The sequence below is a fragment of the Rhodococcus sp. (in: high G+C Gram-positive bacteria) genome (assembly GCF_049299235.1).
GTDB lineage: Bacteria > Actinomycetota > Actinomycetes > Mycobacteriales > Mycobacteriaceae > Rhodococcus.
The window spans coordinates 1-25,373 of record NZ_JBAQXC010000211.1; the positions used below are offsets into that span (position 1 = coordinate 1).

Below are 25,373 nucleotides of genomic sequence, written 5' to 3' on the forward strand. Positions count from 1 at the left end.
GCCGCGGTGTGCGCCCGCGACGGGGTGCTGCTCGATGCCCGCGCCCCCGAACGATTCCGCGGCGAGATCGAACCGATCGACCCGGTCGGTGGGCGCATTCCCGGCGCCGTGAACATGCCGTCCACCACGCTGCTCGGCCCGGACGGCCGTTTCTTCTCGGCCGCCGACCTGCGTGCCCTGTTCGCGGCGCACGGCGTCGACGGTGCAGCGAGCGCGGGTGTCTACTGCGGGTCCGGTGTCACCGCCGCGGTGGTCGTCGCCGCCGCGCAGGTCGCGGGTATCGACCTGGCGTTGTTCCCCGGTTCGTGGTCGCAGTGGTCGTCGGACCCGGCCAACCCGATCGAAACCGGACCTGCCCAGCGATGATGGCGCCCTGTCCGCGCACGCGGAACTATGGGGTCCTCGCGCGTGTCGGGCGCCCCGACCGTGTTGCCGCCGGAACGCCGGCCGGCCGGAGCACCGAGATCCGGTGGGCGCGACTGTCCGCCGTGTAGACGCGGAGCGTTCCGGGATCGACGACGGGACTGCGCGGACCGTCACCCACCCGGTGCGTCCGCACCAATGTCATTGTCTTCAGGTCGATTTCGGAGACGGTATTGCCGCCGGTATTCGTGACGTACAGGGTGCGCCCGGACGGGTCGATCGCCGCGTCGCCACCGCCGTCGAATCCGACGGGGTGCGGGCCGGTGACGGTGTCGGTGGACGGGTCGATCACCGAGATCGTCGCATCGCACCGATTGACGACGTAGATCGTCGGGCCGGACGGATCCGGCACCAGATCGGGGGACCGCCCGACCGCGATATCGGTGATCACCCGGCCGGTGGACACCTCGACGACGGAGACCGTGCCGTCGACCCAATCATGTTCACCGGCACGCGGAATCGGCACGTACAGCCGCCCGTCGATCACGGTGAATCCCCGGGACACCTCCGGGAACTCGCTGTCGATCCGGACGTTCGAGGTGACCACTCTGCGGGCCGTGTCGATCACCGTGAAGTCGTCGCCGGCCATCACATACAGCACACTCGCCGACGGATCGGCGCGCAGGGCCCACGGCTTCTTCCCGACCGGAATGGTGGCCGTCACCGCCCGCGTCCGCGTGTCGACGACGGTGATCGACTTCCGGGCGTAGCCGGCGACGTACAACTCGTGGCGATCCGGTGCGACCGCCACCGCGGCGGCATCCGGGACGTGCCGGATCGTCGCCGACACCACACCGCGGGCCGGGTCGACGACGTCGATCGTGCTCTCGCCCCCGATGGCCCTCGTCAGCACGTAGATCGAGTGCGCCGCGGGGTCCATCACCATCGACGTGGGCCGTCGACCGTCCAGCGGAATGCCGTGCGCCGGCAGCGTGTCGACCTCTGCCACGAGCACGTCCTCCGCCCCCGTCCGTTCTACGCCGTCCGTTCTACGCCGTCCGTTCTACGCCGTTCGATCGACGCCGATGTCACCTGAACGCCGCCCCCCGGCACGTGCCATCCGAATCAACCACATTGTGACGGAAGTGAACAGTCGGTCGATCGGCCCACACCGGATCACCGCGCGGCGTTCACGGCATCGACCAGTTCCTGCAGCCGATCACGATCGAACCCGTCGCCGAGGAAGCCGGCCATCCGGCTCAGCGGCATCGAGGCGGCCATCTTCAGGACGCTGTCGTCCATTGCCGGCGCATCACCACCGGTGAAGGACGCGAACGCGTCCGTGATCAGCCCGGCCGCGACCGGATTCGCGAGCACCTCACCGATCGACGACTCCAGCGTCAACGGCAACCGCACCTCGTCGCCGATCACGTCGACGGTGCAGGCGGCGCGGATATCGCGGCTCGACGCCCCGACCTCGACGGTGTACGTGCCGCCCTCCACCACCCAGGCGTCGACGCGGGTGTCCCAATAGGCGAGGTCGGCACGCCGCACCGGGATCCGCACCTGCCGGGACTCGCCGGCGGCCAGGTGCACCTTCGCGAAACCCTTCAGTTCGCGTGGTGCCCGCGACACCGCGGAATCGGGAACCCCGACATAGACCTGCACGATCTCCGCGCCGTCCCGGTCGCCCGTGTTGGCGACGGTGACTGTCACTGTCGGACCGGCCTCGTCGGCCCGCACCGCCGCATCGCGGTAGTCGAAGGTGGTGTAGGACAAGCCGAAACCGAACGGGTACGACACGTCGAGCCGGCGCGCGTCGAACCACCGGTAGCCGACGTGCAGACCCTCCCCGTAGCGGACGTGGCCGTGCTCGCCGGGGAAGTTCCCGTACGCGGCGGTGTCCTCGATCCGCACCGGGATCGTCTCGGCGAGCCGCGCCGACGGATTGACCACCCCGTACAGCACGTCGGCGAGCGCACCGCCGCCGGCCTGCCCGAGCAGCCAGCCCTCCACGATCGCGGGTACCCGGTCCGCGACACCGGACAGTCGCACCACGCCACCGTTGGACAGCACGACGACGGTGTTCGGGTTTGCCGCGACCACCGCGTCGAGCAGATCCAGTTGCGCGGCGGGCAATTCCAGATCGTCGCGGTCGAACCCTTCCGATTCGAGTTCGGCCGGTACCCCGAGGAACAGCAGCACGGTGTCCGCCGTCGACGCGACCGCGGTCGCGTCGGTGGTCAGGTCGGTGGAGACGGAGCCGTCGGACCCGTAACCCGCAGCGAACGGCACGTCGACGGACGCGAGTGCCCGGATCTCGTCGAGCGCGTTGTCCAGTCGCGTCGGATTGATCAGCGACGAGCCGGCCCCCTGATAGCGCGGGGTGCGCGCGAGCTCCCCGATCACCGCGACGTTCGCGTCCGCGGCGAGCGGCAGAAGTCCACCCTCGTTGCGCAACAACACCACCGACGCGGCCGCGACCTCCCGGGCCAGCGCGTGGTGTGCGTCCGCGTCGTAGGTCGCATCGGGCTGCGCGCCTGCCGCGGCCTTGCGCACCAGGTCGACGACCCGGCCCGCGGCCGTGTCGAGGACCGATTCGTCGAGTGTGCCCGCGCGCACCGCGGCAACGAGTTCGGTGTCGGTGCGGCCACCGGTCGACGGCATCTCCAAATCCAGTCCGGCCGCCAGTGCGGAGACCCGATCGGCGACCGCACCCCAGTCGCTGACGACGAGACCGTCGAACCCCCACTCGTCGCGCAGCACCTCGGTGAGCAGCCACCGGTTCTGCGACGCATACACGCCGTTGATGCGGTTGTAGGAGCACATCACCGTCCACGGACTGGCATCCTCGACGACCCGCTGGAACCCGCGCAGATAGATCTCCCGCAGCGGTCGCGGATCGATGTCCGCGGACACCCGCATCCGGTCGGTCTCCTGATTGTTCGCCGCGAAATGCTTGAGCGACGCCCCCACACCCTGCGATTGCAGACCGCGCACCAACGCAGCGCCGAGAACACCGGACAGCAGCGGATCCTCGGACAGGTACTCGAAGTTGCGGCCGCACAGCGGGGTTCGCTTGATATTGATGCCGGGACCGAGCAGTACGGCAACCCGCTCCGCGCGGGCCTCGGTGCCCAGCGCGATCCCGACCCGTTCCAGCAGGTCGGGATCGAAGGTGCCACCGAGGGCCACCGCCGGCGGGAAACACGTCGCGGGCACCGCGTCGCCGAGCCCCAGATGGTCGCCGCCGCCGGTCTGCTTGCGCACCCCGTGTGGTCCGTCGGTCAACATGATCGACGGAATCCCGGCGGGTGCGACGGGCTCGGTGAACCAGAAGTTCAATCCGCTGGTCAGCGATGCCTTCTCCGTCAGGGTGAGGTCGGCGACGATGTCGGCGGTCGGACGGTCGTTCCACGGCTCGGTCATGCTTGCTCCTCTGCTCCGGTGACAACTCGTACGGTAGTGCCGGGAGCGACCGACATCGGGGACGATGCACACCGGACGGACAGCCGCACATGTCCTGCGTTGGTTGTCAGCCTGGATGTGTGCCGCTGTCGCATCTACGCGCGGATCCGAAAGGTATCGTCGACGGATCGAAGCAAGGAAGCGGGGTGGGCGTGGAGTCGAGAGAGAACGATCCCGAACTGAGGGATCGCGTACAACGTCTGCTCACCTTCCTGTCCGAACTCGTCGCAGCGCGCAGCGCGCCCGTCCGGGTGGTCGGCAAACACCGTGCCGTCATGCCCCTCGACGACGGGAATCTCCAGTTCAGCCTCAGTGCCGATGCCGCGGCAGGCGACGTCGTCCTCCGTGCGCGGCGCGTCCAACTCGACGACCCGCCGCGACCCCCCGAGCGGTTCGTGGCGCACATCGACGGCAGCATCGGCGACTCCACGACCGAACCGACCCTCGGCTCGACGGCACCGGGCGACATCGACGGCTTCGACACCTGGCTCACCGAATGGCGGGCGTGGGCCGCCGTCGACCGGGACCGGCGTCCCGCATCGCAGCTCTACACGTTCCTGCAGCGTGCGATGCTCGACCTCGAGGCCCACCCGGAGTCGTTGGAACTGGTCCTGGCGTCCGGGTTGCTGCAACTGTCCGAGGCGGTGGCGGGGGACCGGGTGCGCACCCACCTGATCGCCCAGTCCACGCACATCGAACGTCACCCCGAGTCCGGTGACCTGCTGGTCCGGTTGAATCCCGATGCCGGCCCGTCGCTCGAAGACATCCAGCTCCTCACCGGGCTGGACGTGTTCGACCCGTCCAGCACCCGAACCCTGCACGAATCCCTCGCAACGCAGGTCGCGTCGCCGGTCGACCCGGCGGCGCGGGTGTTCCTCAAGGGGTGGGCGGAGCGTGCGCTCACCGTGCGCGTCGACGTCGTCGAGGATGCGGCCGACGCCCCGTCACCGGAGATGGTCCTGACGCCGTCACCGGCGTTGGTGCTGCGTAAACGCGGCGCGTACGCCCTCATCAGGTACTACAACCGGATGATCGAGGCGGCGTCGGCCGAGTCGGCCCCGGTGCCGCTCGGGTTGGCGCAGCTCGTCGAAGCGATCGAACCGGCCGACCGGGTCGCCTGGCTCGACCACACCGGCGCACCGTCGGCCGAGCTCACCGACGACCCCCTGTTCCCGCTGCCCGCGAACGAGGAACAACGCGACATCATCGACCGGCTCGCCGGCGACAGCGGCGTCGTGGTCGAAGGCCCGCCCGGAACCGGGAAAACCCACACCATCGCCAATCTCGTCTCCGCATTCCTCGCCCGTGGTCAACGAGTGTTGGTGACCAGCGAGAAGGCGCAGGCGCTGCGTGTCCTGCGCGGCCAGCTTCCGCCGGAACTGCAGGAACTGTGCGTGTCGGTCACCGACACGACCCGCGCCGGCTCTGAGGAACTGAACCGCAGTGTCAGCGAAATAGCCGCCCGCAAGGCACAATTCAACCCGAGGCGTGCGACGCAGCGCATCGACGATCTCACCGTGCAACGCAACGACGCGCTGGACCGTCGGGCGGCCCTGACCGACCGGATCAGGCAGTCCCGCGCGGCCGAGACGGTCGTGCACCCGGAGATCGTCGCCGGCTACCGGGGGACGGCCTCGGAGATCGTCCGCAAGGTCCGCGACCAGGAAACCCGGCACGGGTGGCTGCCGGTGCCGCTCCTCACCGACACACCGCCGCTGTCCGTCGAGGAGTTCCACACGCTCCTCACATTGCACCGGCGATCGAGCATCGACCGTGCGCGACGACGACAGCAGGTGTTCCCCGCACTGTCCCTGCCCGGACCGGGCCGCGTCCAGTTCGCCTGCGCGGCGGTCGCGCAGGCACCGGGCGCGACGACGGGCAGCGACATGCCGGAACTGCTGCGGACTCTCGCCGGCGCGTCACCCGACGTACTCACCCGCATCCACACACTGTGCGAACAACTGCAGGGTGCGCTGCAAGACGTGGAACGACTCGATCCGCGGTTCCGGCACGTCGCCGACGAGGTGCTGTCGGGGCAGGCACTGCACCTGTGGGGGAAAACCGCCGAACTCTCCGGGCTCGTGCAAGCGGCACAGGCAGCCGACCGTTTCGTCGGCGCCAGCGACGTCGACGCACCCGTGACCGGCAGGCACGCGTTCGAGGCGTACGACGCGCTGGCCCGCAAGCTTCGTGCCGGAGACACGTGGCGCAGCGGATTCACCCGATTCCGCAGGAGCGACGAACAATCCGCGGTGGAGGCGCTCGGTGCGCCCGCCACCGTCGACGGTGTCGCCGCCACCACCGCCCACACGGCACGGATCGTCGCCGAGCACCTGCGCGCCCTCGACGCGGTCCGGGTGGTCGGCATCGTCCTCCACGACCTCGGCATCGACATCGCCGTCGACGAATCACGCAGTCGCGCCGTGGACACCCTGGCCTTCATCGACCGCGGCCGCGACGCCATCGACAACCTCGCCGCGCGGGCCGGCGGTGTCGAAGCGGCACTGCGCGAAGTCAACCCCGGTGCGCCGCGCATCGCGACCATCGAACAGGCGCGGGTGGTCGCGGAATCGGCGCGGGCCATCGCCGCGTCCGGCGCGGCGGAAGCGAACAAGGAGTGGCTCGACTCCGTCGCCACCTACATTCTCGGTGAAATCGCCGACGGAATGTCCCCCGAAGGGCGCGCGCTGGCACAGGCCTTCCGCGACGCGGACTTCCGCGCCATCACCGTGGCGCTGGACGCGTGGGACCGCGCCGCCGGTGAGTGCCGGGACGAACAGGCCCTTCTCGCCCTGCACACCCGCGTGGCCGACGCCGCACCCGCGCTCGCGCGCGCCATCGCCCTCGACCCGGCGAACGCCGAATGGTCGGCCCGCCTCACCGACTGCGACAGCGCGTGGGCGTGGCGCCGCGCCGAGGAATGGGTGCGGAACTACCACGAGCACCGCGACGACGGACGGTTCGACCGTGACCTCGACGACGTCGACCAGGACATCGCCCGGCTCACCGCGCACCTGGCCGCGGCGAAGGCCTGGAGTGCGTGCCTCGACCGCACGACCGCCGAGCAGGTACAGGCCCTGCATTCGTATCGCGATCACGTCGCGAGCATCGGCAAGGGCACCGGCCGGTACGCGGAACGGTACCGGGCCGCGGCCCGCGAGGCCATGCAGGTCGCGCAGGGCGCGGTACCGGCGTGGGTGATGCCGATCCAGCAGGTGCTGGCGTCGATTCCACCCGAACAGAATTCGTTCGACGTCGTCATCGTCGACGAAGCCAGCCAGGCCGACATCGCCAGCCTGTTCCTGCTGTGGCTGGCGCCGCGCGTGATCGTCGTCGGCGACGACAAGCAGTGCGCGCCCAGCGAAGTGTCGCTCGGTGCGCTCGACGGGGTGTTCAGTCGCCTCGACTCGTATCTGCCGGACATCCCGAAGTATCTGCGCGACAGTTTCACTCCGCGATCGAGTGTGTTCTCGCTGCTGCGGTCCCGGTTCGGGAGCGTCATCCGGCTGCGGGAGCATTTTCGGTGCATGCCGGAGATCATCGCCTGGTCCAACGCCGAATTCTATGCGGACGCCTCGCTCGTTCCGGTGCGGCAGTTCGGATCCGACCGGCTGCTGCCGCTGCGCACCACCTATGTGCCGGGCGGTGTCGTCACCGGACAGAACTCGTCGCTGACGAACCAGGTGGAAGCCCGCGCCCTCGTCGACACACTCGTGCGGTGCCTCGACGACGAAGCCTATGCCGGACGAACATTCGGTGTCGTTGTGTTGCAGGGGCAGTCGCAGGTCGACGTCATCCAGAACGAACTGCTCGGCAGGATCACCCCGGAGCAGTGGGAGGAGCGCAGGCTCCACGTCGGCACACCCCCCGACTTCCAGGGCGACGAACGGCACGTGGTGTTCCTGTCGATGGTCGTGGCACCCGACCAGAACATCGCGGCGATGACGAGGACCGAATATCAGCGACGGTTCAATGTCGCGGCGTCGCGGGCGCAGGACCAACTGTGGTTGTTCCATTCCCGGACGGTCGACACACTGCGGCCGACGGACCTGCGGCATTCACTGCTCACCTACATGCAGTCGACGTCCCCGATACCCGCCGACTCGATGCCGGTCGGGGTGACCCGCGAGGACCGGCACCCGGCGTTCGGGAGTCTCTTCGAGCAGGAAGTGTTCCTCGACATCGCCGCCCGCGGCTTCCACGTGAACTCGCAGGTCGAGGTGAACGGGCACGCCATCGACCTGGTGGTGACCGGTGCGGCAGGCAAACTGGCGGTCGCGTGCGACGGCGAACGGTGGCACACCACCACCGCCCACCAGAACACGGACCTCGAACGCGAACGCGAACTGCGCCGGTCCGGGTGGAAGTTCTGGCGGGTCCGCGAATCCGAATACTATCTCGACCCGGTTGCGGCACTGTCCGAGTTGTGGGGTGAGCTCGAGCGGCGCGGAATCACCCCGGATATCGCCAATGCTGCTGTGCCCGGCAGTGGTTGGGTCCCGATCGGTGCCGGCGGCTGGCGCTTCGTCGGCTGACATCGGTGGCATCCTCGACGTGGCATCCACCACGTGATCGGACAGCCGCGCACGTCCCGGACGTGTGTTTGTGTCCATTCGGTGAGCGGATGACCGGGCCGACGTCACTGCGATGCGTCAGGGCCGATCCACTCGGGGTATTGCGGTGCGACGGGCGCGCCGGGGATGACCGCGCCCGCGGGCATCAGCACGTTCCCGTCCGGGATGGAGTAGGAACCGGGAGAGCGTTGCAGCCACCAGTCGGTGCACTCGTGCGGCGCTGATCCTGTCCAATTACGCCCGCCTGCATGAAGTTCAGTGATACGCCACTCCCCGAACACATTCCAATCGGGGACGCGGAGAGCACGCGGATCCGATGAATCCGGGTCTGCGTCGGGGATCCCGGGACGTCCGGGACGGCCTGCGGAGTTGCTCAGTTTGACGACCCATGCGAAACCCACCGGGGATGTGCTGGATGCAGTGCGCTCGGTGGGATGCTCTCTGCGGTCGCACACATCAGCGATCAGTTCGGACGGTGACTCGACGAGGGTGGCGATGTGGTATCGGATGGTTCGGGGCTTCGGTTCGTTGCTTCCCCGCCCATCCGGAACGAGTGCCGGCAGGATCTTGTCACGGTCGAATCGCATTGGGCCACCGACGGCGTCGCTGTATCCGGGGAAGGTTGTGCCCAGCGAGTAGTACGACGCGTAATTGCCTGCTTCCACCGAAGCCCGTATCAGTTCCGCGCCGCGACTGAACAGATCGATTCCGGGTTCGGCGGACCACACTTGCGAGTACGGAACGGACTGCTCGGGCGGGCGTGCAGTGGTGTCCGGTACCGGGCCGGAATCGGTCGTCGAACATGCGGATGCGAGCAGCACGAGGACGAGTCCCGGTACTGCCAACCTGAAGTCAGCCGTGCGTACCGCCATGTTCCCCCGTGAGTCGTTCGAGATCGACATTGATCTTCTCGCGCATTGAGCCCCCTACGTAGCGCCGGGCGGGACCATAGCATCCGGACACCGCAAGTTGGCTGCGGACTGCACTGGTGTGCGGGCGCTGTCGGAGACGAGCCATCACGATTCGTTGACGAGGATCTTCGAGGGGAGGATTCTGTACGTCAGCACCAGGAAGGGACTGGTCATGATTCCGACGCTTGCCGGTGTTCACCACCTGAAGTTGCCCGTCGCGGATCTCTCACGATCCATCGAGTGGTATCGGACGCGCCTCGGCTACGAGGTTGTGATCGAGTTCGACGAAGAGGGAAAGCGGATGGGGGTCGCGATGCGGCACCCGGCAGGCGGACCTGCGATGGCGCTTCGGCTCGATCCTGAGAAGGCCTTAGTGGCAGCGGGATTCGACTACTTCGCTATCGGCGTACCCGACCGCGACGCACTCGACGCACTGGCCGCGCATCTCGATGAGCTCGGCGATCGGCACGGCGGAGTACATTTCGCCTCGATCGGCTGGGTTCTTCCGCTCCTCCACGACCCCGACGGGCACGAGGTACGTTTCTACACAGTCGAATCTCATTCCGAGGTATCGGAATCGGAGCCGCGCACGGTCGACAATCCGGTGGAATCGGCGGCGGCGGGAGAAGCGCGCCGCGGCTCCGGCTGACCGGTACTTCCCCGCACCATCGTCCACTTGGTGTGGGCGGGAATGCAGAGGCGCTGCGCGGCGTGGCTCCGATCGAACTCAGTCCATCCGGTCGGAGGCGCGATGCATGTGCGCGTAGAGGTCTCGGAGCAACGCAACCTCGGACAGATGATGGATCAGCTCGCGGTGGATGTGCAGAACCAGATCCGCCGTCGTCAGCTCCGGATACGGTTCCTTGTCGCCGACCGGTACCAGCAACCCGTCGTCACCGAGATCCCGCACGCCGGCCAGCCACACGTCGAGCTGCGTTTCGAGTTGGTCGAGCGCGGTCACGGCGTCGCCCGCGTACTCCCACGAGTCGTACGACGCCGCCGGAGCATCGAAGTGCGACGCGTTGCGGGCGGCGAGCACCCCGACGACGACGTGTCCGAGCCGCCACGTGATCGTCGTGAACGGTGCAGGTTCGGGTTCGGGGTAGCCGAAGTCGATGGTGAAGTCGCCGGACCCGGCCTGCATCTGCGCGGTCGACGTGCCGCGCGGTCGCACACTCCACGCGTTCGGCACCGGCGACCAGAAGTACTCGTCGTCGGTGAGGCCGTCGAGCCTGGCTCGGACCTGGTGGTTCCAGTGGAACTCCCACTGCTCGCGCAGCGAATGGTTCAGGTCGAATGCGTTCATGAATCCACCGTCCCGGAAAGTGCGCGTCCAGGTGGCCGGGTTTGCGCGCCGATCGGACAGCCGCCAAGGTCCAGGTCGGCCGTTTGTGTCCGTTCGGCACGTGGATCCGGGGGAGGACCAAGTGGTCGACCGGTGCGGTGGTCGGGCCGATGGTTGTCGGAGCGGCACCCTATTGTGATAGTGATGTCCGTCTCGCGGCGGAGTGGAGTGGCTGCACGAGTGGAGTGATTGTGGATTCGAGGGAAAGCGATCCTGAACTGAAAGATCGTGTCCAACGACTGCTCGCGTTCCTGTCCGAACTCGTCAAAGCACGCAGCGCACCGGTTCGTGTCCTGGACAAGCACCGCGCCACCTTCCCGCTCGACTCCGGCAATATCGGCGTCGGATTGAACACCGATGCGGCATCCGGCGACGTCGTGCTGCGTGCCCGGCGGGTGCACCTCGAGGACCCACCGTCCCCACCCACCGCAATCTCCTCGTGGATCCGCGGTGACCTCGCCGACTCGTCCACCGAACCGCGCCTCGCTGCTGATGCGCCGCATCCCGAACAGTTCGACATCTGGCTCGGCACGTGGCGTGCGTGGGCAGCAGTGGACCGCGAACGGCGCCCTGCGTGGCAGCTCTACACGTTCCTGCAGCACGCGATGCTCGACCTCGACGCTCAACCCGAATCGTTGGAACTGGTCGTTGCGTCCGGATTGTTGCAGCTCTCCGAGGCCGTCGCAGGCGAGCCGATCCGCACCCATCTCATCACCCAGGGGACCGTCATCGAGCGCCACGAAGCGTCCGGCGACCTGCTGGTGCTGCTCGATTCGGAGTCCGGTCCCGCGCTCGAAGACATCCAGTTGCTCACCGGACTCGACGTGTTCGACTCGTCGGGCACCCGCAGCCTGCACGAATCATTGGCCGCACGGGTCACATCGCCGGTCGATCCGGCGGCGAGAGTGTTCCTCAAGGACTGGGCGGATCGGGCGATCACCACCCGCGTCGACGTCGTCGACCGGCTGGACGATGCGCAGTCCACCGATCGGTTGCTCACCCCGTCGCCGGCGCTGGTGTTGCGCAAGCGCGGAGCGTATGCGCTGGTCGAGTACTACGACCGGATGACCACCGCGGCCGGCGAGAGTGGGACACCGGTTCCACTCGGATTGGCTCAGCTCGTCGAGGCGATCGAACCGCACGACCGGGTGTCGTGGCTCGATCGCGCGGGCACGTCATCGGCTCTGCTCGTCGAGGACCCGTTGTTCCCGCTGCCCGCGAACCAGGAACAGCGCGACATCATCGACCGGTTGGCCGGCGACAGCGGCGTCGTCGTGGAAGGCCCGCCCGGCACGGGCAAGACGCACACCATCGCCAACCTCGTGTCCGCGTTGCTTGCGCGCGGTCAGCGAGTCCTGGTGACCAGCGAAAAGGCGCAGGCACTCCGGGTGCTGCGCGACAAGCTTCCCGCAGAGCTCCAAGAACTCTGCGTATCCGTCACCGATGCGGCGCGCGGCGGATCAGCGGAACTCAACCGCAGCGTCAGTGAAATCGCAACGCGTAAAGCTCAATTCGATTCCAAACGATCCGTAGCCCGAATCGGTGAACTGGAACGGCAACGCGACGACGCGATGAGTCGTCGCGCGAGTCTCACCGAACGCATCCGTCAGGTCCGCGCGTCCGAAACGATCGACCACACCGACATCGCCCCCGGCTACAGCGGGACCGCCGCCGCGGTCGTGCGGACCGTCACCGAACACCGAGCCCGCAACGAGTGGCTGCCGGAACCGATCCTCGTGGCCGAACCGCCCCTGACCGTGCCGGAGTTCCAGACCCTTCTCTCCTTGACCCAACGGTCCGGGCCCGAACGGAAAGCCCGTCGTCGCCAGGCGTTCCCCGAACTCGCACTGCCGCCGCTCGCCGACCTCGACCGCGCATGCCAGGCCGTCGGGGCCGGTCCAGGAAGCGGCTCCGAGGCCACACCGGGACTGTTCCGGATGCTCGACGGCGCCACACCTGACGTCCTCGAACGTCTCCGCGAACGGTGCATCATCCTGCACAGAGCGGTGACCGGCGTGGACGGTCTCGACCCGGAGTTCCGGAATATCGTGGACGACGTGCTGTCCGGCCGGATCGACTATCTGTGGGAACGGACCGCGCAGATCCGGGGCTTGGTCACCACCGCGTACGACGCAGACCAGTTCCTCGGCACGACCACCGCAGTCGACACCCCTGCTGTCGGGCGTCACGTCCTGCAGGCATACGACGCACTCGCGCACGCACTCGACGGCGGAGAGGTGTGGCGGAGTGGGCTGGCCCGCTTCCGGCGATGCAAAGAGCAGACCGCGGTGGAGGCATTGGGGCCGATCGCTACCGTCGACGGTGTCGAAGCGACCACCGCCCAGCATGCTCGCGCTGTGGCAGAGCACCTGCGGGCCATCGATGCATTGCAGTCCGTCGCACATCTGCTTCGCGAGATCGGCGTCGACTTGGACACCACCGGCTCGCGCAGCAGGACCGTAGGATCCGCGGTCCGCGCGGCCCGTTCTCGGGACATCATCGAGGCACTGGTGCTGCGCACCCGGGACGTCGTGGCAGTACTGCAGGAAACGAGCCCCGACGCGCCTCCCATCATGAGTGTCGAGCAGGCGCGGACGGTCGCGGCCTCGGCCCAGATCATCGCGTCCGCGCGGACCGCCCACGCGAATCACGAATGGTTGCGGGGCATCGCCGCGCACGTCCGAGACGTGACATCGCGCGGCGCACCGCCGGAAGCGGCAACGCTTGCGCACGCACTCGATCGTGCCGAGTTCGCGGGGATCCGTGCAGCACTCGATGGTTGGGATTCCGCGTACCGCGAATATCAGGAGGAACTGCACCGCGACGCGCTGCACACCCGACTGGCGGACGCCGCACCGACGCTGGCGCAGAAGATCGCCGACGAACCGTCCGCGCCGGAATGGCCGGCGCTGCTCGCTCACATCGACGAAGCATGGGCATGGCGTCGCGCCGACGACTGGGTGCGCACGCACGCGCAGGGCCTCGCCGGTGACCACCTCGAGCGGGAACTCGACGCGGCCGACGCGACCATCGCGCAGCTCACCGCCCGTCTCGCGGCGGAACGCGCGTGGCATGCGTGTCTGGAACGAACGACCGCCGAACAAGTGCAGGCGCTCCAGGCCTACCGCAGCCATATCGCGAGTATCGGCAAGGGCACCGGAAAGTACGCCGAACGGTTCCGGGCGGTTGCGCGCGGTGCGATGCAGGTCGCGCAGGGTGCTGTCCCCGCGTGGGTCATGCCCCTCCAGCAGGTGTTGTCTTCGATTCCTGCGGAACAGAATTCGTTCGACGTCGTCATCGTCGACGAGGCGAGCCAAGCGGACATCGCCAGCTTGTTCCTGCTGTGGCTCGCCCCTCGCGTGATCGTGGTCGGCGACGACAAGCAGTGCACGCCGAGCGATGTCACGTCCGGTGCGCTCGACGGGGTGTTCACCAGACTCGACTCCTACCTGCCGGACATGCCGGACTACCTGCGCGCCAGTTTCACACCGCGGTCGAGCATGTTCTCGCTGCTGCGATCCCGATTCGGCAGTGTCATCCGACTGCGTGAGCACTTTCGTTGTATGCCGGAGATCATCAATTGGTCCAGCGGTCAGTTCTACACCGACGCACCGCTCGTACCGGTCCGGCAGTTCGGTGCAGACCGGTTGTCGCCGCTGCGCACCACCTACGTCGACGGTGGTGTCGTCACCGGCAAGAACGCGTCCCTGGCAAACCGAGTCGAAGCCACGGCCATCGCCGACGCCGTCCAACGATGCCTGGCGGACGACGCATACGACGGAAAGACATTCGGCGTCGTCGTCCTGCAAGGCCAGGCGCAGGTGGACGTCATCACGAACGAACTGCTCGACCGGCTCACCCCCGACCAGTGGGAGGAACGCCGACTCCGCGTCGGCACTCCGCCCGACTTCCAGGGCGACGAGCGGCACGTCGTATTCATGTCGATGGTCGTCGCGCCGGAACAGAACATCGTGGCGTTGACGCGAACAGAACATCAGCAGCGGTTCAACGTCGCGGCGTCGCGCGCTCAGGATCAGCTATGGCTGTTCCATTCCCGCACAACCGATTCACTGCGCCCGCTCGACTTGCGGCACTCACTGCTCACCTACATGCAGTCCACGTCGCCGGCGGCCGCCGAACCCATGCCGGACGGAGTGACCCGCGACGAGAAACACGCAGCGTTCGACAGCCTCTTCGAGCAGCGCGTCTATCTCGACATCGTGGCGCGCGGCTTCCACGTCAATCCTCAGGTCGACGCGAACGGCCGGCGCATCGACCTCGTGGTGACCGGTGCGACAGGCAAACTTGCCGTCGAATGCGACGGCGACCACTGGCACAGTAGTCCCGAACAGCAGCGCGGCGATCTCGAACGGGAACGGGAACTCCAGCGGTGCGGGTGGAGGTTCTGGCGGATCCGCGAATCCGAGTATTACCTCGACCCGGTCGGGTCGATGACCGGACTGTGGGACGAACTCCGCAGGCGGGGGATCGGCCCCGCTGTCGGCGGGATCGCCGACGTGGCGCACGCAGATTCAGTCGAGTGGTCACCGATCGACCTCGTCGACGACGACACGTCGATCGTTGAGGTCGACGAACGAGAGCTGCCGACAGTTCAGGACGCTTCGCCGACAATCGTGCCCGAACACGTGGCGGCACCCGAGCCGGACATCGTCGTGGAACCGCCTGCGGCCGCCGCGAACACAGCGGTTCTGGACGCCGACCCGACTCCGTCCGCAGCTCCGGCCGCGGACCTTCGTGCGCCGTCGAGCGGGCCGAACCCATTGTCGACCTCGATTGTCGAGGTCCTCACCGACGCTTCGCTGCCGGTAAGCAGGATTGCGGCTCGTGTGCACGAGGACTGGAAAGTCGTCCAGGCCGAGCTCGATCGGTTGATCGACGACGGTCGAGTCCGTCGGGTATCCGAGTCCAGGAAGCTCGCTCAATACCATCTGATCGACGGTCCCGAGGTTTCCGACGTCGTCTCTCCGCCGATCATTGTCGAAGCAGATGCCGTTCCGATCTCGGCCGAGCCCGTCGTGGAAGCGCCGGCGCACGTGCCCGATGCGGTTGCGCTCACGGCAGCGATCCTCGAGGTGTTGGCCGACGAGCCGCTACCGGTCGGTAAACTCGCCGAGCGACTCGGTGCGGACTGGCTGAATGTCCACGCGGAATTGGATCGGCTCGTGTTCGACGGTCGGCTCCAGGAGATCACCCCGTTCGGGAAGCTCACGGAGTATCACCTCCCGGATGCGCCCGGTGAACGCGGTGCCGACGAGACTCCACGGGCTGAGGAGCCGGCGCCACCGGAATCACCGGTGCCCGCGCCGCACGTTCAGATGCCGGTCGCAGGTGGCTGGGAAGCCCTTCCTGAATCAGCGATCGACATGCTGCCGCCCAGCCTCGCATCGCGGATCGTCGAACAACTGTCAGCGGGTCCTGTGGCGCTCGCGGACCTCGAGTTCCGGCTGCACGAACCGCGTGACCGTATCGAAGCTGTCGTCGAAGAGATGATCGCGCAACGTCGAGTGGTGTGGTTGCCGGAGCGTGGCGCTCGGGTGTACGGACTCGCTGATCAGCGGCACGAAATTACGCGGTCCGAAGTTTCACGAGCGCCGACTCGGGCAGTCTCGGTCTCGGACCTTCCTCCCGCGCAGTATGATTCGGTGATCGTGCTGCTTGTTGCCGCGGCAGCGGTGGCAGACCTTACCGTCGAGCGTGCGATGAAGTTGAGCCGGCTCGACACGGAGGAGGTCGTGCGTATCCTCACCGAGCTGGAATCGGAGGGACGACTGACCCGGCGATCAGCCGGCCCGAATATCGTGTGGCGCAGGGTGGGACGATGACGGCGACAACACTGGCCGGGCCACCGCTGCGGGCCTGGCAGAGTGAAGCATTCGACGCGTGGACAAAGGCGGATCGCAGTGCGGTTGTCGAGGCTGTCACGGGGACCGGCAAGACGACGCTGGGCCTCGCGGTGGTCGCACGTGGGCTGGATGTTCTCGTTGTGCGACACGGCGTGAATCACGCGCGATGATGCACGCCGTGCCGAAGCATCGCGTCAAACGTCGGAGTTACCGCTGAGCGCCGCGCGAGCGAGTTGGAAGCAATGCGTCTTGGCTTGGGAGCCTCGGCCTTTGCGCATGAGTGCGAGATTCAAGCTTGCGGCGGCTCGGATGATGGCCGGGTCGGCAAGCATCGCGCTGATCTTCTTGTGCCCGCGGGCGATGAGTTGCTGCTGAGACGGCCCACCGGGTGCGTGCGTGATCCAGCCCCGCTTGATTCCCAGGCGGCGGAGATGGACAGCTCGCCGTAGCCGTCCGTGTGGAAGCTCCGCGCCGTCGACGAACAGCGAGGCGCACACCTGCCCGTTGGAGTCGGCGAAGAGGACGAGGGTTTCCATCCAGTTCAGAGTTACGCAGGCGAGTCGGTCGGGATTCGACGTCGGGAGGCAGCTGACAGACCAGAATTGCGCCTCGGTGCGCTGGGGGTAGCACACCGAACTACGAAGGTAGGACCCCACGATTTCGGCGAGTTCGACGGCGTCCGGCCGATTCGAGAAGCGCGTCCAACGATGACGGTAGCCTTCGATCTGGCTGGAGGGCAGGGTCGGCGGGGCCGAGACGGCATCGTCGGGAAGGGTATCTGCCGACTCTTCCAGCCACGAGGCTTGCTCGTCACTGCTGACGAGGCTGTCGAGCGTTGAAGTTCCTTCGAAACGTAAGGCGTGCTCGCGGTTTCGTACGACGATCCCTGAACGTTCGGCGTCGTGGATCAACGAACGCTCCCGGTCGCGCAGTGCCGAGTACGATCCGGCGAAACGTTGTACACGAAATCCGATCACGTCGTCGTAAGTCGTGCCGTGAGCGACGAGGCGGCGGGCGCAATCGACCTTCGAGATTCCGATGTAGCATGCGCCGTTCTCGAACTCCACGATGTAGAGACCTTTGAGCCGTTTCGGTCCGCGCCGTGAGGCCGGCGTCGAGAGCGCTTCCGGGGTGTAGCTCGTGCGCGGGCCGAATCCGTTGTCGGTCGCCCACAGTTCAGTTGGATGCATGGTGCCTTCTATCGATCTTGAAACGAGCTTGTCGTGACGCTGGCGCGGGTGAGGATCGACGCCGCCACCCTCACTCGTTCCGACCGCGGGTGAGGGTGGCTGTCGTCAGTGCGTTACTCGGTCGAGTTCCCCAACAACGCCGATTTCTTCCCACTCCACGTGACCACCAGCGCATCCCGCGCCCGGCTCGCTGCGACGTACAGCAGCGACCGTTCGCGCAGAAGCGCTTCCGGCTGTTCCTCTTCGGGCACCGAACGCATTGTTGCCGCGGACGGCACGTGGGCGTCGTCGACGCCGGCGAGGACGACGCGGGAGAATTCCATGCCCTTGGCACGATGCATCGTCAGGACTTGGACGTGGCCGGTGGTGGCGGGGTTGTTGTCGAGGGCGCGTGCCTCGACGCCACGTTCACCGAGTGCGCGGACGAACTGGCTGCGGTCGTTCTTGCCGCGGGTGAGCACCGCGATCGTGGATGGGTCGATCGGGTCGTTCTCGTCGTCGACCCAGGATTTGATGAGTGCGGCGACCTTGTCGAGCTCGTCTGCGGCGTCCTCGCACTCGAGGAATGTCGGGTCCGGACCGAGGCGCGCCGACCGGTATTCGCTGGTGGACTCTTCGCCCTGCTCGAGGTCCTTGTATTCGGCGCCGGACAGGATGCTCACCGCGAAGTGCAGGTTCTGGGCGGTGGTGCGGTAGTTCAAGGTCAGGCGCCTGGCCCGGCCGACGATCTTGATGCCCAAGCGGGACAACACCACCGGCTGGCCATAGATCCGCTGATGCGAATCCTCGGCGATGAACAAATCGTTCGGACCCTCGGCGACGAGGTTGCGCAGCAGTGCCCAGTGCGTCGCGTGCAGGTCCTGTGCTTCGTCGACGAGTACGTGGTCGGCGAGGAAGTCCTTGCCTGCTTCGGCGTGCATCCGTAGTTGCTCGGCGGCGAGCGCCAGGATCTCGGCGAAGCTGAAGCTGCTGTCCATTCGGCTCTGGCGGCGATATGCCTCCACCAACTTCCACACTGCGATCCGTTGGGGCCGGCTCAGTCGCACTCCACGACCCGGTCGCGCGACCTTTGCGTACTGCTCGAGTGTTGTCACCTTGTTCGCGAGAATGACGGCGACGTATTCGTTTTCGAGGAAGCCGGGGGTGGTGAGCTTGGTGTCGAGGCCGCTGTCGACGGTCTGCGCGAGGTCCCGCCACACCTTGTCGGTTTGGGTGCGGGCGTGACCGAGCTCTGCGCGGTATCCGAGGACGGCTTCGGTGGCGTCGCCGATGTTGCCGGTCTGGCTGAGGGCGGCGTTGCCGAGTGCGTCGATTCCGCTGACATACACGCCGGGTTCGCCGAGGCGATCCGGTGTGGGAACGGTCGGATCGAGAATTTTGAGTGCGGCTTTGAGGTCGGCGGCGAGGGTCTTGTTGAAGGTGGTCAACACGATCCGCGCGGTCGGGTCGGCCTTGGCGAGGCGCCGTGCCCGGTGGATCGCGACAACGGTCTTGCCGGTCCCGGCGCCACCCGAGAGACGGAAGGCGCCGTTGTAGTCCTGTTCGACGTAGGAGCGCTGTTCCGGGTGCAGGAACGTGCGCCATGCGGCGAAATCGCCGTCTTCGATGATGCGTTTGAGCTCATCGTTGGCCTCGACGAAGGTGAACTGCATCTTCGATGCGGGCTGTTCGAGGGCTTTGAGGATCTGCTCGTCTTCGTCGAGGGTCTCGTCGACGGGTGCATCGGTGAATCCGAGCTTGTCCCGGATCGTGTCGATGTGCGCGCCGGTCGCGAGTTCGAGGAGTGCGCTGCCCTGCCACTCCACGGCGTGTGCCGCGATGGTGACGAGCGTGTTTTCGTCGGGGGCGGCGAGTGCCCGTTCGGCCAGCTCCACATCCAAACCGAGCCGGTCGGTGAGGTCGGTGAGGCTGAAGGTGTGACCGAGGTACGACGGCGGGGTGGCGGTGACAGCGCGGTTCAGTTCTCCGCGTGGGTCGGGCACGACGGTCCGCTTCTTCCGGTCCTCTGCACCGTCGAGCTCCCCGATGATCCCTTCGAGGACACCGTTGATCGGGTTGACCCGCAGTTTCGAGCGTTCCGCGAGCTTGTTGGCCTCGTCGTGCGGCCAGGTGCCCATGTAGATGAAGGTGGGGTCGTCACCGAGTTTGTCGTCGACCTTGAACAGGATGGCGCGGAAGTGCAGGTCCACCCGGCCGGTCCGTACTCGCGGGTCGACGGCCGCGTGCAGCGGTTCGATGTGCAGTCCGGGAGCGGTGTGGTCGTTGGACAGTTTCTCGATGAACGTCCACACCTTGTCTTTGACGGACTTGTCGAGCTTGCCCATCGCCTTGGTGTTCGACGCGATCACGAGGTTCGCCACTTACGCCACTCCGTTCTTCAGTGCTGCCGCGATCTGCTCGGCGTCCGGTGGGCACAGCGTCCACCCGGATTCGGACATCGTATGGGCAGTGTCCGAGTCCGCGTCGAGCAGCACACCGATACGCAGGTCGTCCCACGCGAAGTCCACGACGTCCCCGTCGTCGGTTTCGTAGCCGAGTGCCGGGACGGGCAGGTCGGCTGCGGCGAGTGCGAGCACCAGCTGCTTTTCGACATCGGAGACGGTGGCGTCGAGCAGGGCCTGCCACTGTGGGGTGAGTGTGGCCGCGGCGGGGGTGCCGGTGCCGACGCGCTGTCCGGCGCCGACGTCCAACGGGTTCGACGTCAGTACGGTCAGCCACCGCACAACCGTTCCTGTGGTGATCAGGCGGTGGAACTGGGGCATCATGCTTTCGATCTGAAACATCATGCTCAGGGCAGCGAGAACATCGTCGGCCGTCGCATCGTCGATGAATCCTGCGGCCTCCAGGTCCGGCAGGTTCTTACCCGGCAGCGCCGCCTGCGGGTCCGCGACGGTGAACTTGGTGAACGCCGTGGTGAATTCGTCGCGGAGGTCGCGAGTGTCCTCCACCGTGGCGGTGGCGGAGGAGAGTTCCTCCATCCCAGGAAGGAACTTCGTCAACTCGGCATAGGGACCGGGTTCGTCCGCAGTGTCCTCGGCCTCGATGGCCTCGGCATTGCGAAGAGTGAACAGCAGGTCATCGGTGTCGACGTCGAGATGATCGAACAGCTTCCGCAGAACTGCCAGCTTCGCGCGTGTGGATGTCGCTGTGACAGCCGTCAGTCCCGGAACCACCTGGGATTCCCTGGAAGATGCCTCGTGTAGGTCTTCCACAACCGCAAGATCGTTCGAGTCTTCGGCGTACGCGAAAACCTCCTCGCGACGCTCGTCGACGAGTATGCGGAGCACCTCGACGAAGGCATCTTTCCAGCTTGTTACCGTCTTTCGGGTGTCGCTGAACTCGAAGGAAACGATGTTGCGATTGGTGAAGGACTCTTCGTCGCCCATCGGTACGGACGGCAGCGGCGGGTTGTAAGGCTCGAAGTCCGTGGACGGGAGCGGCCAGTACTTCAGAGCGACGGCGGTCAGCGCCCGGGTGCGCTCCTCGAGCTGCGTCACCGTCCACACGTCGGAACTCTTCAGCAGGGTGTTGAGTCGATACGGTGAGACGTCGAACCCGTTGTCGCGCTTCTTCTTGTCGGCGAAAGTCGAGTTGGAGTAGCTGGAGTTGTAGCCGGTCACGGTCAGGTTGCCGATGCGGTTGCACCAGGTTGCGTGGATGTCCTCGGCGTCCGGCCCCAGGTCGTGCCGCCACGCTGCGGTCAGCGTCTGCGGCATGATGTGTTCGATGCTGATCGACTGGCTCTCCAGAGCGTTGGCGATGTCGTGGGTGTCGTTGGACGAGTTGTTCTCGAGGCACTCGAACAGGTAACTGCGGTTCTCGCCCTTGATGTTGTACAGATTGCGGGTGGCGAAGGATTCCTTGAATTCGTCGTCGGTGGGGAACCGGCCGGAGGCGGCCCGTCGCCGCAGCGAGTACGCCAGCACATCGGCGAAGCGGTCTCCCGCGCCGCGGAGGCGATGAATCTCGGGGTACAGCGTCGCGAAAATTTTGTTGAGACCGTGGGTGGGAACGCCGCTGATGAACCGCCGGAACAGGTAGGAGTCGAGGATCTTCACGACCTCGGTGAAGTCCTCTTCCGACACTGTGCCGGCCTTCACCTCGCCGAGCAGGGGCATGGTCAGCGGCAGCGTCACGTCGTGCTTGACCATGTTGAAGCGGCGCAGTCTCTTGTCCGCAGCGGCGATGCCGGTGGTGGCGCTGTTGAGTTCGCGGCTGTACTCGGCGTAGTCGCGCATCTCGGAGAGGATCTCGCGGGTCGTCGACTTGGTGTTCTTCTGGTACTCGCGGAACGCCTCGTACACGCCATCCTGTCGTGGCGTCTTGCCGGTCTTGGAGACCAGATAGAAGCGGATGAACCAGTCGGTGCGGTACTCGACGGCCTTCTCGATGCGGTTCCAGTAGTTCTCGTACAGGTCTTCTTGTTCGTGGCTCGGCTGGTGCATCAACACCACGTTGCGGATCTTGTCGGCTTCGCTGAGCTCGAGTCCGGTGGAGTTGATGCTCTCGAAGATCCGCTGCGGATCGTCTTGCTTCTCCAAATCCAACGCCATCACCTGCAGACGGAAGATGGCCTTCCAGATCTGATCGCCGTCGAGTTCGCCGCCGGTGATCCGCTCGCGGAAGTACCGGTAGTTGGCGGTGACGGTGGACGATTCGATCGGGGTGTCCCCACACAGGAGACGGCTGTAGGCGTCGTTGTCGTTCTTGACCGGCTTGAGTTTGAACTTGATCGCATTGTGCTTGGTCTTGAGAACGAGGTAGCTGTCGCGAATATCTGATGCAAGATTCGGATCTTTGGAGGTGACGGTGCCGTCGTCGAGTGCGTGGACCAGCGCCAACATCAGCAGACTGGTGGTGGTCAGCCGCTGCTGACCGTCGATGACGACGGTGGTGAACGAGTCCTCCGGATGGCCGACGATCGCGCCGAAGAAGTGCGTCTCGCGGTCCTGGCGGATGATGTCGACCAGGTCGTCGAACAGGCGGGCGCAGTGCTTGAGCTTCCAGTCGTAGTTCCGCTGGTACACGGGGATCAGCAGGTGCTTGCTGTTTCCGTCGAACAGCTCGGTGATCCGCCTGATACTGCCCTTCACTGCCTACCTCTTCTCCGAAACTTGTACTTCGTGCGTTTCGACGCGATGAACGGTGTTCGATTCACGCCGTTCCGCTCTGCAGCGCTGCCGCGATCTGTTCTGCATCCGGCGGGCACAACGTCCACCCGGACTCGGACATCGTACGAGTGACCTCGTCGTTCGGCTCGAGCAGCACGCCGATGCGCCGTTCGCCCCACGCGAAATCCACGACGTCGCCGTCGTCGGTCTCGTAGCTCAGCTCGGGGACGGGCACGCCGGTCTCGGCGAGCGCGACGACGAGTTCCTTCTCGGCGTCGGAGACGGTGGAGTCGAACAGGTCCTGCCATTCCGGGCTGAGCGTGGCCGACGTCGGTGCCTCGACGGGGGCACTGGTGTCGAGTTCCAACAGTGTCCGGGTGGTGATGCGGTGGTTGCCGCCGAGCCCGAACCAGTTGGACAGCCGCAGCCATTCCTTCCATGCGCGGCCGTCGAGGGTTTCGAGCCGGTCGTCGTGGTCGTCGACGGCGACGACGGCGTTCATCGCGCGGGCGCCCGTGCGCATGGTGGCGGTGACGGTCAACGGTCCGTCGGTGTACGACCAGCACATGTCGACGCCATCTCCGAACGAGGGTTTCCCGCTGTCGAGCAGGTCCAGGGCGACGGCGGCGATGGTGTCGCCGTCTCCCTTGCTGCGGTTGCTGCCGCTCACGAAACCGAATGGCAGCCAGCGGCCGACGGCTTCCCATGCCTCGGTGTCGGGATCGCTGATGAACGCGAGCAGCATCGTGATCGGGTCCGCGGACAGCAGTTTGACGAGTGCCGGCCGGAGCGTGCCTGCCTTCATCATGTTGGTGCCGGCCTGCTCGGTGAGCCATGCCGGCGTCGCGGTTGTGTTCTCCTTGAACCGCTGCAGGTCCTCGTGCCCGAACGACCACACCAGATATCCGCTGTCGCGCAGAATTGCCCGCTTGGACGCGTCGTCGGCAACGCGATTGCAGCCGGGCACCGCGTGGTACGTGCGGCCGTCCGCGAACAGTGCGATCCGGGGAATATGGGGATCGGTGGTGCTCAGTTCGAAATCGGGCTTCGAGGTGGCCATGTGCACCTGTGGGGTGAGCTTCCAGGTGCGGACCTTCTTGCCGGGCAGCACCATCGTCGCGGACGGACCGTAGGTGCCGGGGGATTCCTTCACGGTCGCTCCGATGGACCGCAGCCGCTCCACGAACGCGGCGTAGAACTCCTTCTCCAGGGGGGATTCTTCGCTGCCGACCGGCTGCGACGGTGCTTCCTCGGTGACGGCGTCGAGCCACGCCTGCCGATCCGGTTCCGCATCGTTGTCCACCCCGAGGATCTGCTCGAGCACCCGCACCGCGACGGTCCGCGACGCGCGGTCGAGTTCGTGCGGCGGCGCGAACGGCAGCAGGCACTTGTGGCAGGCGAGCCGATCGTGTTGGGAGCAGTCGCAGTCGCGCACCACGGTGCGCGCGGCGTCGAGCACCGCCCACACTTTCGCCGGATCAGCGAACTCGGCGAGGTAGCCGGTGCCGCCGGGCACGGTGTCGTGGATCAGCAGCGCCCGCTGATTCGGCGCGTAGAGGGCGTCGGTGATGGTGACGACGTCGAGGTGTTCGGGGGAGCCGCCGATCACCTGCCGCAACCCGAGGAGGATCGCCGCGCTCAGACTGGGATGCGCGAACAGGTCGTATTCGAGCGAGCGCGGCAGGTGCAGCAGCACACCCTGGGTGCGCAGGGTGCGGGCGAGCGCAATCTCGCGCACGTGTTCGGTGGCGGCGTTGCGGTGCCGGCACCAGCTGCGGTGTTCGTAGCGGGAATTGCGGCCCGCGGCCTTGTCGAGCTGCCCGCACGAGGAACACACCCGGAACAGTCCGGTGGTGGTTTCCTGCCCGGCGATGTGCCGGGTGTGCCCCTGTGAGGTGCGCCGGCCCATGTTCAGCCACCGAATATCCATGCGGCGCAGATACTCTGCGCCGAATTCGTGGTCCTCGACGAACCATGCCCGGTCCACGTTGACGGGGTCGATGTCGGCGGCGGTGACGACGGTGAACGACTCCTTGTGGCGTTCGTCGCGGGAGTCGTTGATCGACGATTCGTCGCGACGGATCTCCGCGGACACCCGCGCCATTTCGACGACCTGCAGTTGTTGGCTGACGTCGGCGATGGCTCCGGTTCCGCAGCGCGGGCAGGCGTGCACGATCGGGGGTTCCTCCCCGGCGAGGGTGATGCCCGCCCATCCGCACTGCGGGCACAGCCGCCAGGTGTGGATGTTGGATTCGCCGGCACCGAGGTCGACAGCGTCGATGCGCGCCGCCAGACCCTGCGCGTAGAAGGTGGCGCCGGGGGCGAGTTCGGTCAGTGCGACGCGGGAACCACGCTGGTAGCTGGTGGCCTCACCCATGTACTGGTGGGTGTCGGGGTCGATCCAGGTGACGCCGACATCGAGGGTGACCGAATCGTCGAGCAGCGTGTAGTTGGGCAGCACACCGTAACGCTCGAGGACAGAGATCCAGTAGTCGTCGGTGAGGTCGTGGATCTGCCCGCCGAGCAGCCGCAGCGACCCCTTGGCGG

13 protein-coding genes are annotated in these 25,373 nt (G+C 66.6%); 5 read left to right on the forward strand and 8 right to left on the reverse strand.

What is annotated here, in order from left to right:
* Positions 1–366: sulfurtransferase (locus WAX14_RS12310; protein WP_422628342.1), on the forward strand; the 366-nt coding region annotated here is incomplete at its 5' end.
* A gap of 25 nt (positions 367–391) precedes the next feature.
* Here the strand turns inward: WAX14_RS12310 and WAX14_RS12315 are convergent.
* Together WAX14_RS12315 and WAX14_RS12320 are read right to left on the reverse strand one after the other, a co-directional pair.
* A complete protein-coding gene (locus WAX14_RS12315; RefSeq protein WP_422628343.1) occupies positions 392–1,372 on the reverse strand; it encodes a YncE family protein in 981 nt (326 codons plus the stop codon).
* Between the two features lie 167 nt (positions 1,373–1,539).
* Complete coding sequence (locus tag WAX14_RS12320) at positions 1,540–3,792, reverse strand: glycoside hydrolase family 3 C-terminal domain-containing protein (protein WP_422628344.1); 2,253 nt, start codon at positions 3,790–3,792, stop codon at positions 1,540–1,542.
* A 185-nt stretch (positions 3,793–3,977) separates the two neighbouring features.
* Here WAX14_RS12320 and WAX14_RS12325 point away from each other — a divergent pair, with 185 nt between their 5' ends.
* Positions 3,978–8,366 (forward strand): AAA domain-containing protein, encoded by a 4,389-nt coding sequence (locus tag WAX14_RS12325; protein ID WP_422628345.1) that lies wholly within the window; start codon positions 3,978–3,980, stop codon positions 8,364–8,366.
* A gap of 104 nt (positions 8,367–8,470) precedes the next feature.
* Here the strand turns inward: WAX14_RS12325 and WAX14_RS12330 are convergent, their stop codons facing one another.
* Positions 8,471–9,250, reverse strand: coding sequence for a hypothetical protein (locus WAX14_RS12330; protein WP_422628346.1), 780 nt, complete (start codon positions 9,248–9,250; stop codon positions 8,471–8,473).
* Positions 9,251–9,488: 238 nt separating this feature from the next.
* On the opposite strand from WAX14_RS12330, the gene WAX14_RS12335 reads away from it, so the two are divergent.
* Positions 9,489–9,965: a VOC family protein gene (locus WAX14_RS12335; protein ID WP_422628347.1), complete on the forward strand. Its 477-nt coding sequence runs from the start codon at positions 9,489–9,491 to the stop codon at positions 9,963–9,965.
* A 78-nt stretch (positions 9,966–10,043) separates the two neighbouring features.
* Here the strand turns inward: WAX14_RS12335 and WAX14_RS12340 are convergent, their stop codons facing one another.
* Positions 10,044–10,622 (reverse strand): DinB family protein, encoded by a 579-nt coding sequence (locus tag WAX14_RS12340; RefSeq protein ID WP_422628348.1) that lies wholly within the window; start codon positions 10,620–10,622, stop codon positions 10,044–10,046.
* A gap of 224 nt (positions 10,623–10,846) precedes the next feature.
* Between WAX14_RS12340 and WAX14_RS12345 the strand changes: the two genes are divergently transcribed.
* Both WAX14_RS12345 and WAX14_RS12350 read left to right on the forward strand, forming a co-directional pair.
* Complete coding sequence (locus WAX14_RS12345) at positions 10,847–16,504, forward strand: AAA domain-containing protein (protein WP_422628349.1); 5,658 nt, start codon at positions 10,847–10,849, stop codon at positions 16,502–16,504.
* Positions 16,501–16,695 carry a DEAD/DEAH box helicase family protein gene (locus tag WAX14_RS12350; protein ID WP_422628350.1) on the forward strand — a complete coding sequence of 65 codons (195 nt, stop codon included), beginning with the start codon at positions 16,501–16,503 and terminating at the stop codon, positions 16,693–16,695. The genes WAX14_RS12345 and WAX14_RS12350 overlap by 4 nt, the downstream gene beginning before the upstream one ends.
* Positions 16,696–16,719: 24 nt before the next feature.
* Here the strand turns inward: WAX14_RS12350 and WAX14_RS12355 are convergent, their stop codons facing one another.
* The 4 genes from WAX14_RS12355 to WAX14_RS12370 form a co-directional block, all read right to left on the reverse strand.
* Positions 16,720–17,715 carry a hypothetical protein gene (locus tag WAX14_RS12355; RefSeq protein WP_422628351.1) on the reverse strand — a complete coding sequence of 332 codons (996 nt, stop codon included), beginning with the start codon at positions 17,713–17,715 and terminating at the stop codon, positions 16,720–16,722.
* 113 nt (positions 17,716–17,828) lie between these two features.
* Positions 17,829–20,075 carry a 3'-5' exonuclease gene (locus WAX14_RS12360; RefSeq protein WP_422628352.1) on the reverse strand — a complete coding sequence of 749 codons (2,247 nt, stop codon included), beginning with the start codon at positions 20,073–20,075 and terminating at the stop codon, positions 17,829–17,831.
* Positions 20,076–22,808: a DUF262 domain-containing protein gene (locus WAX14_RS12365; RefSeq protein ID WP_422628353.1), complete on the reverse strand. Its 2,733-nt coding sequence runs from the start codon at positions 22,806–22,808 to the stop codon at positions 20,076–20,078.
* Between the two features lie 61 nt (positions 22,809–22,869).
* Positions 22,870–25,373, reverse strand: a 2,504-nt coding sequence (locus tag WAX14_RS12370) for a DUF1998 domain-containing protein (RefSeq protein WP_422628354.1), incomplete at its 5' end; no start/stop codon positions are given.

Bases quoted from the DNA above. Each gene is read 5' to 3' on its own strand.
- WAX14_RS12320 (WP_422628344.1), bottom strand. From the start codon at position 3,792: ATGACCGAGCCGTGGAACGACCGTCCGACCGCCGACATCGTCGCCGAC.
- WAX14_RS12335 (WP_422628347.1), top strand. From the start codon at position 9,489: ATGATTCCGACGCTTGCCGGTGTTCACCACCTGAAGTTGCCCGTCGCG.
- WAX14_RS12340 (WP_422628348.1), bottom strand. From the start codon at position 10,622: ATGAACGCATTCGACCTGAACCATTCGCTGCGCGAGCAGTGGGAGTTC.
- WAX14_RS12350 (WP_422628350.1), top strand. From the start codon at position 16,501: ATGACGGCGACAACACTGGCCGGGCCACCGCTGCGGGCCTGGCAGAGT.
- WAX14_RS12355 (WP_422628351.1), bottom strand. From the start codon at position 17,715: ATGCATCCAACTGAACTGTGGGCGACCGACAACGGATTCGGCCCGCGC.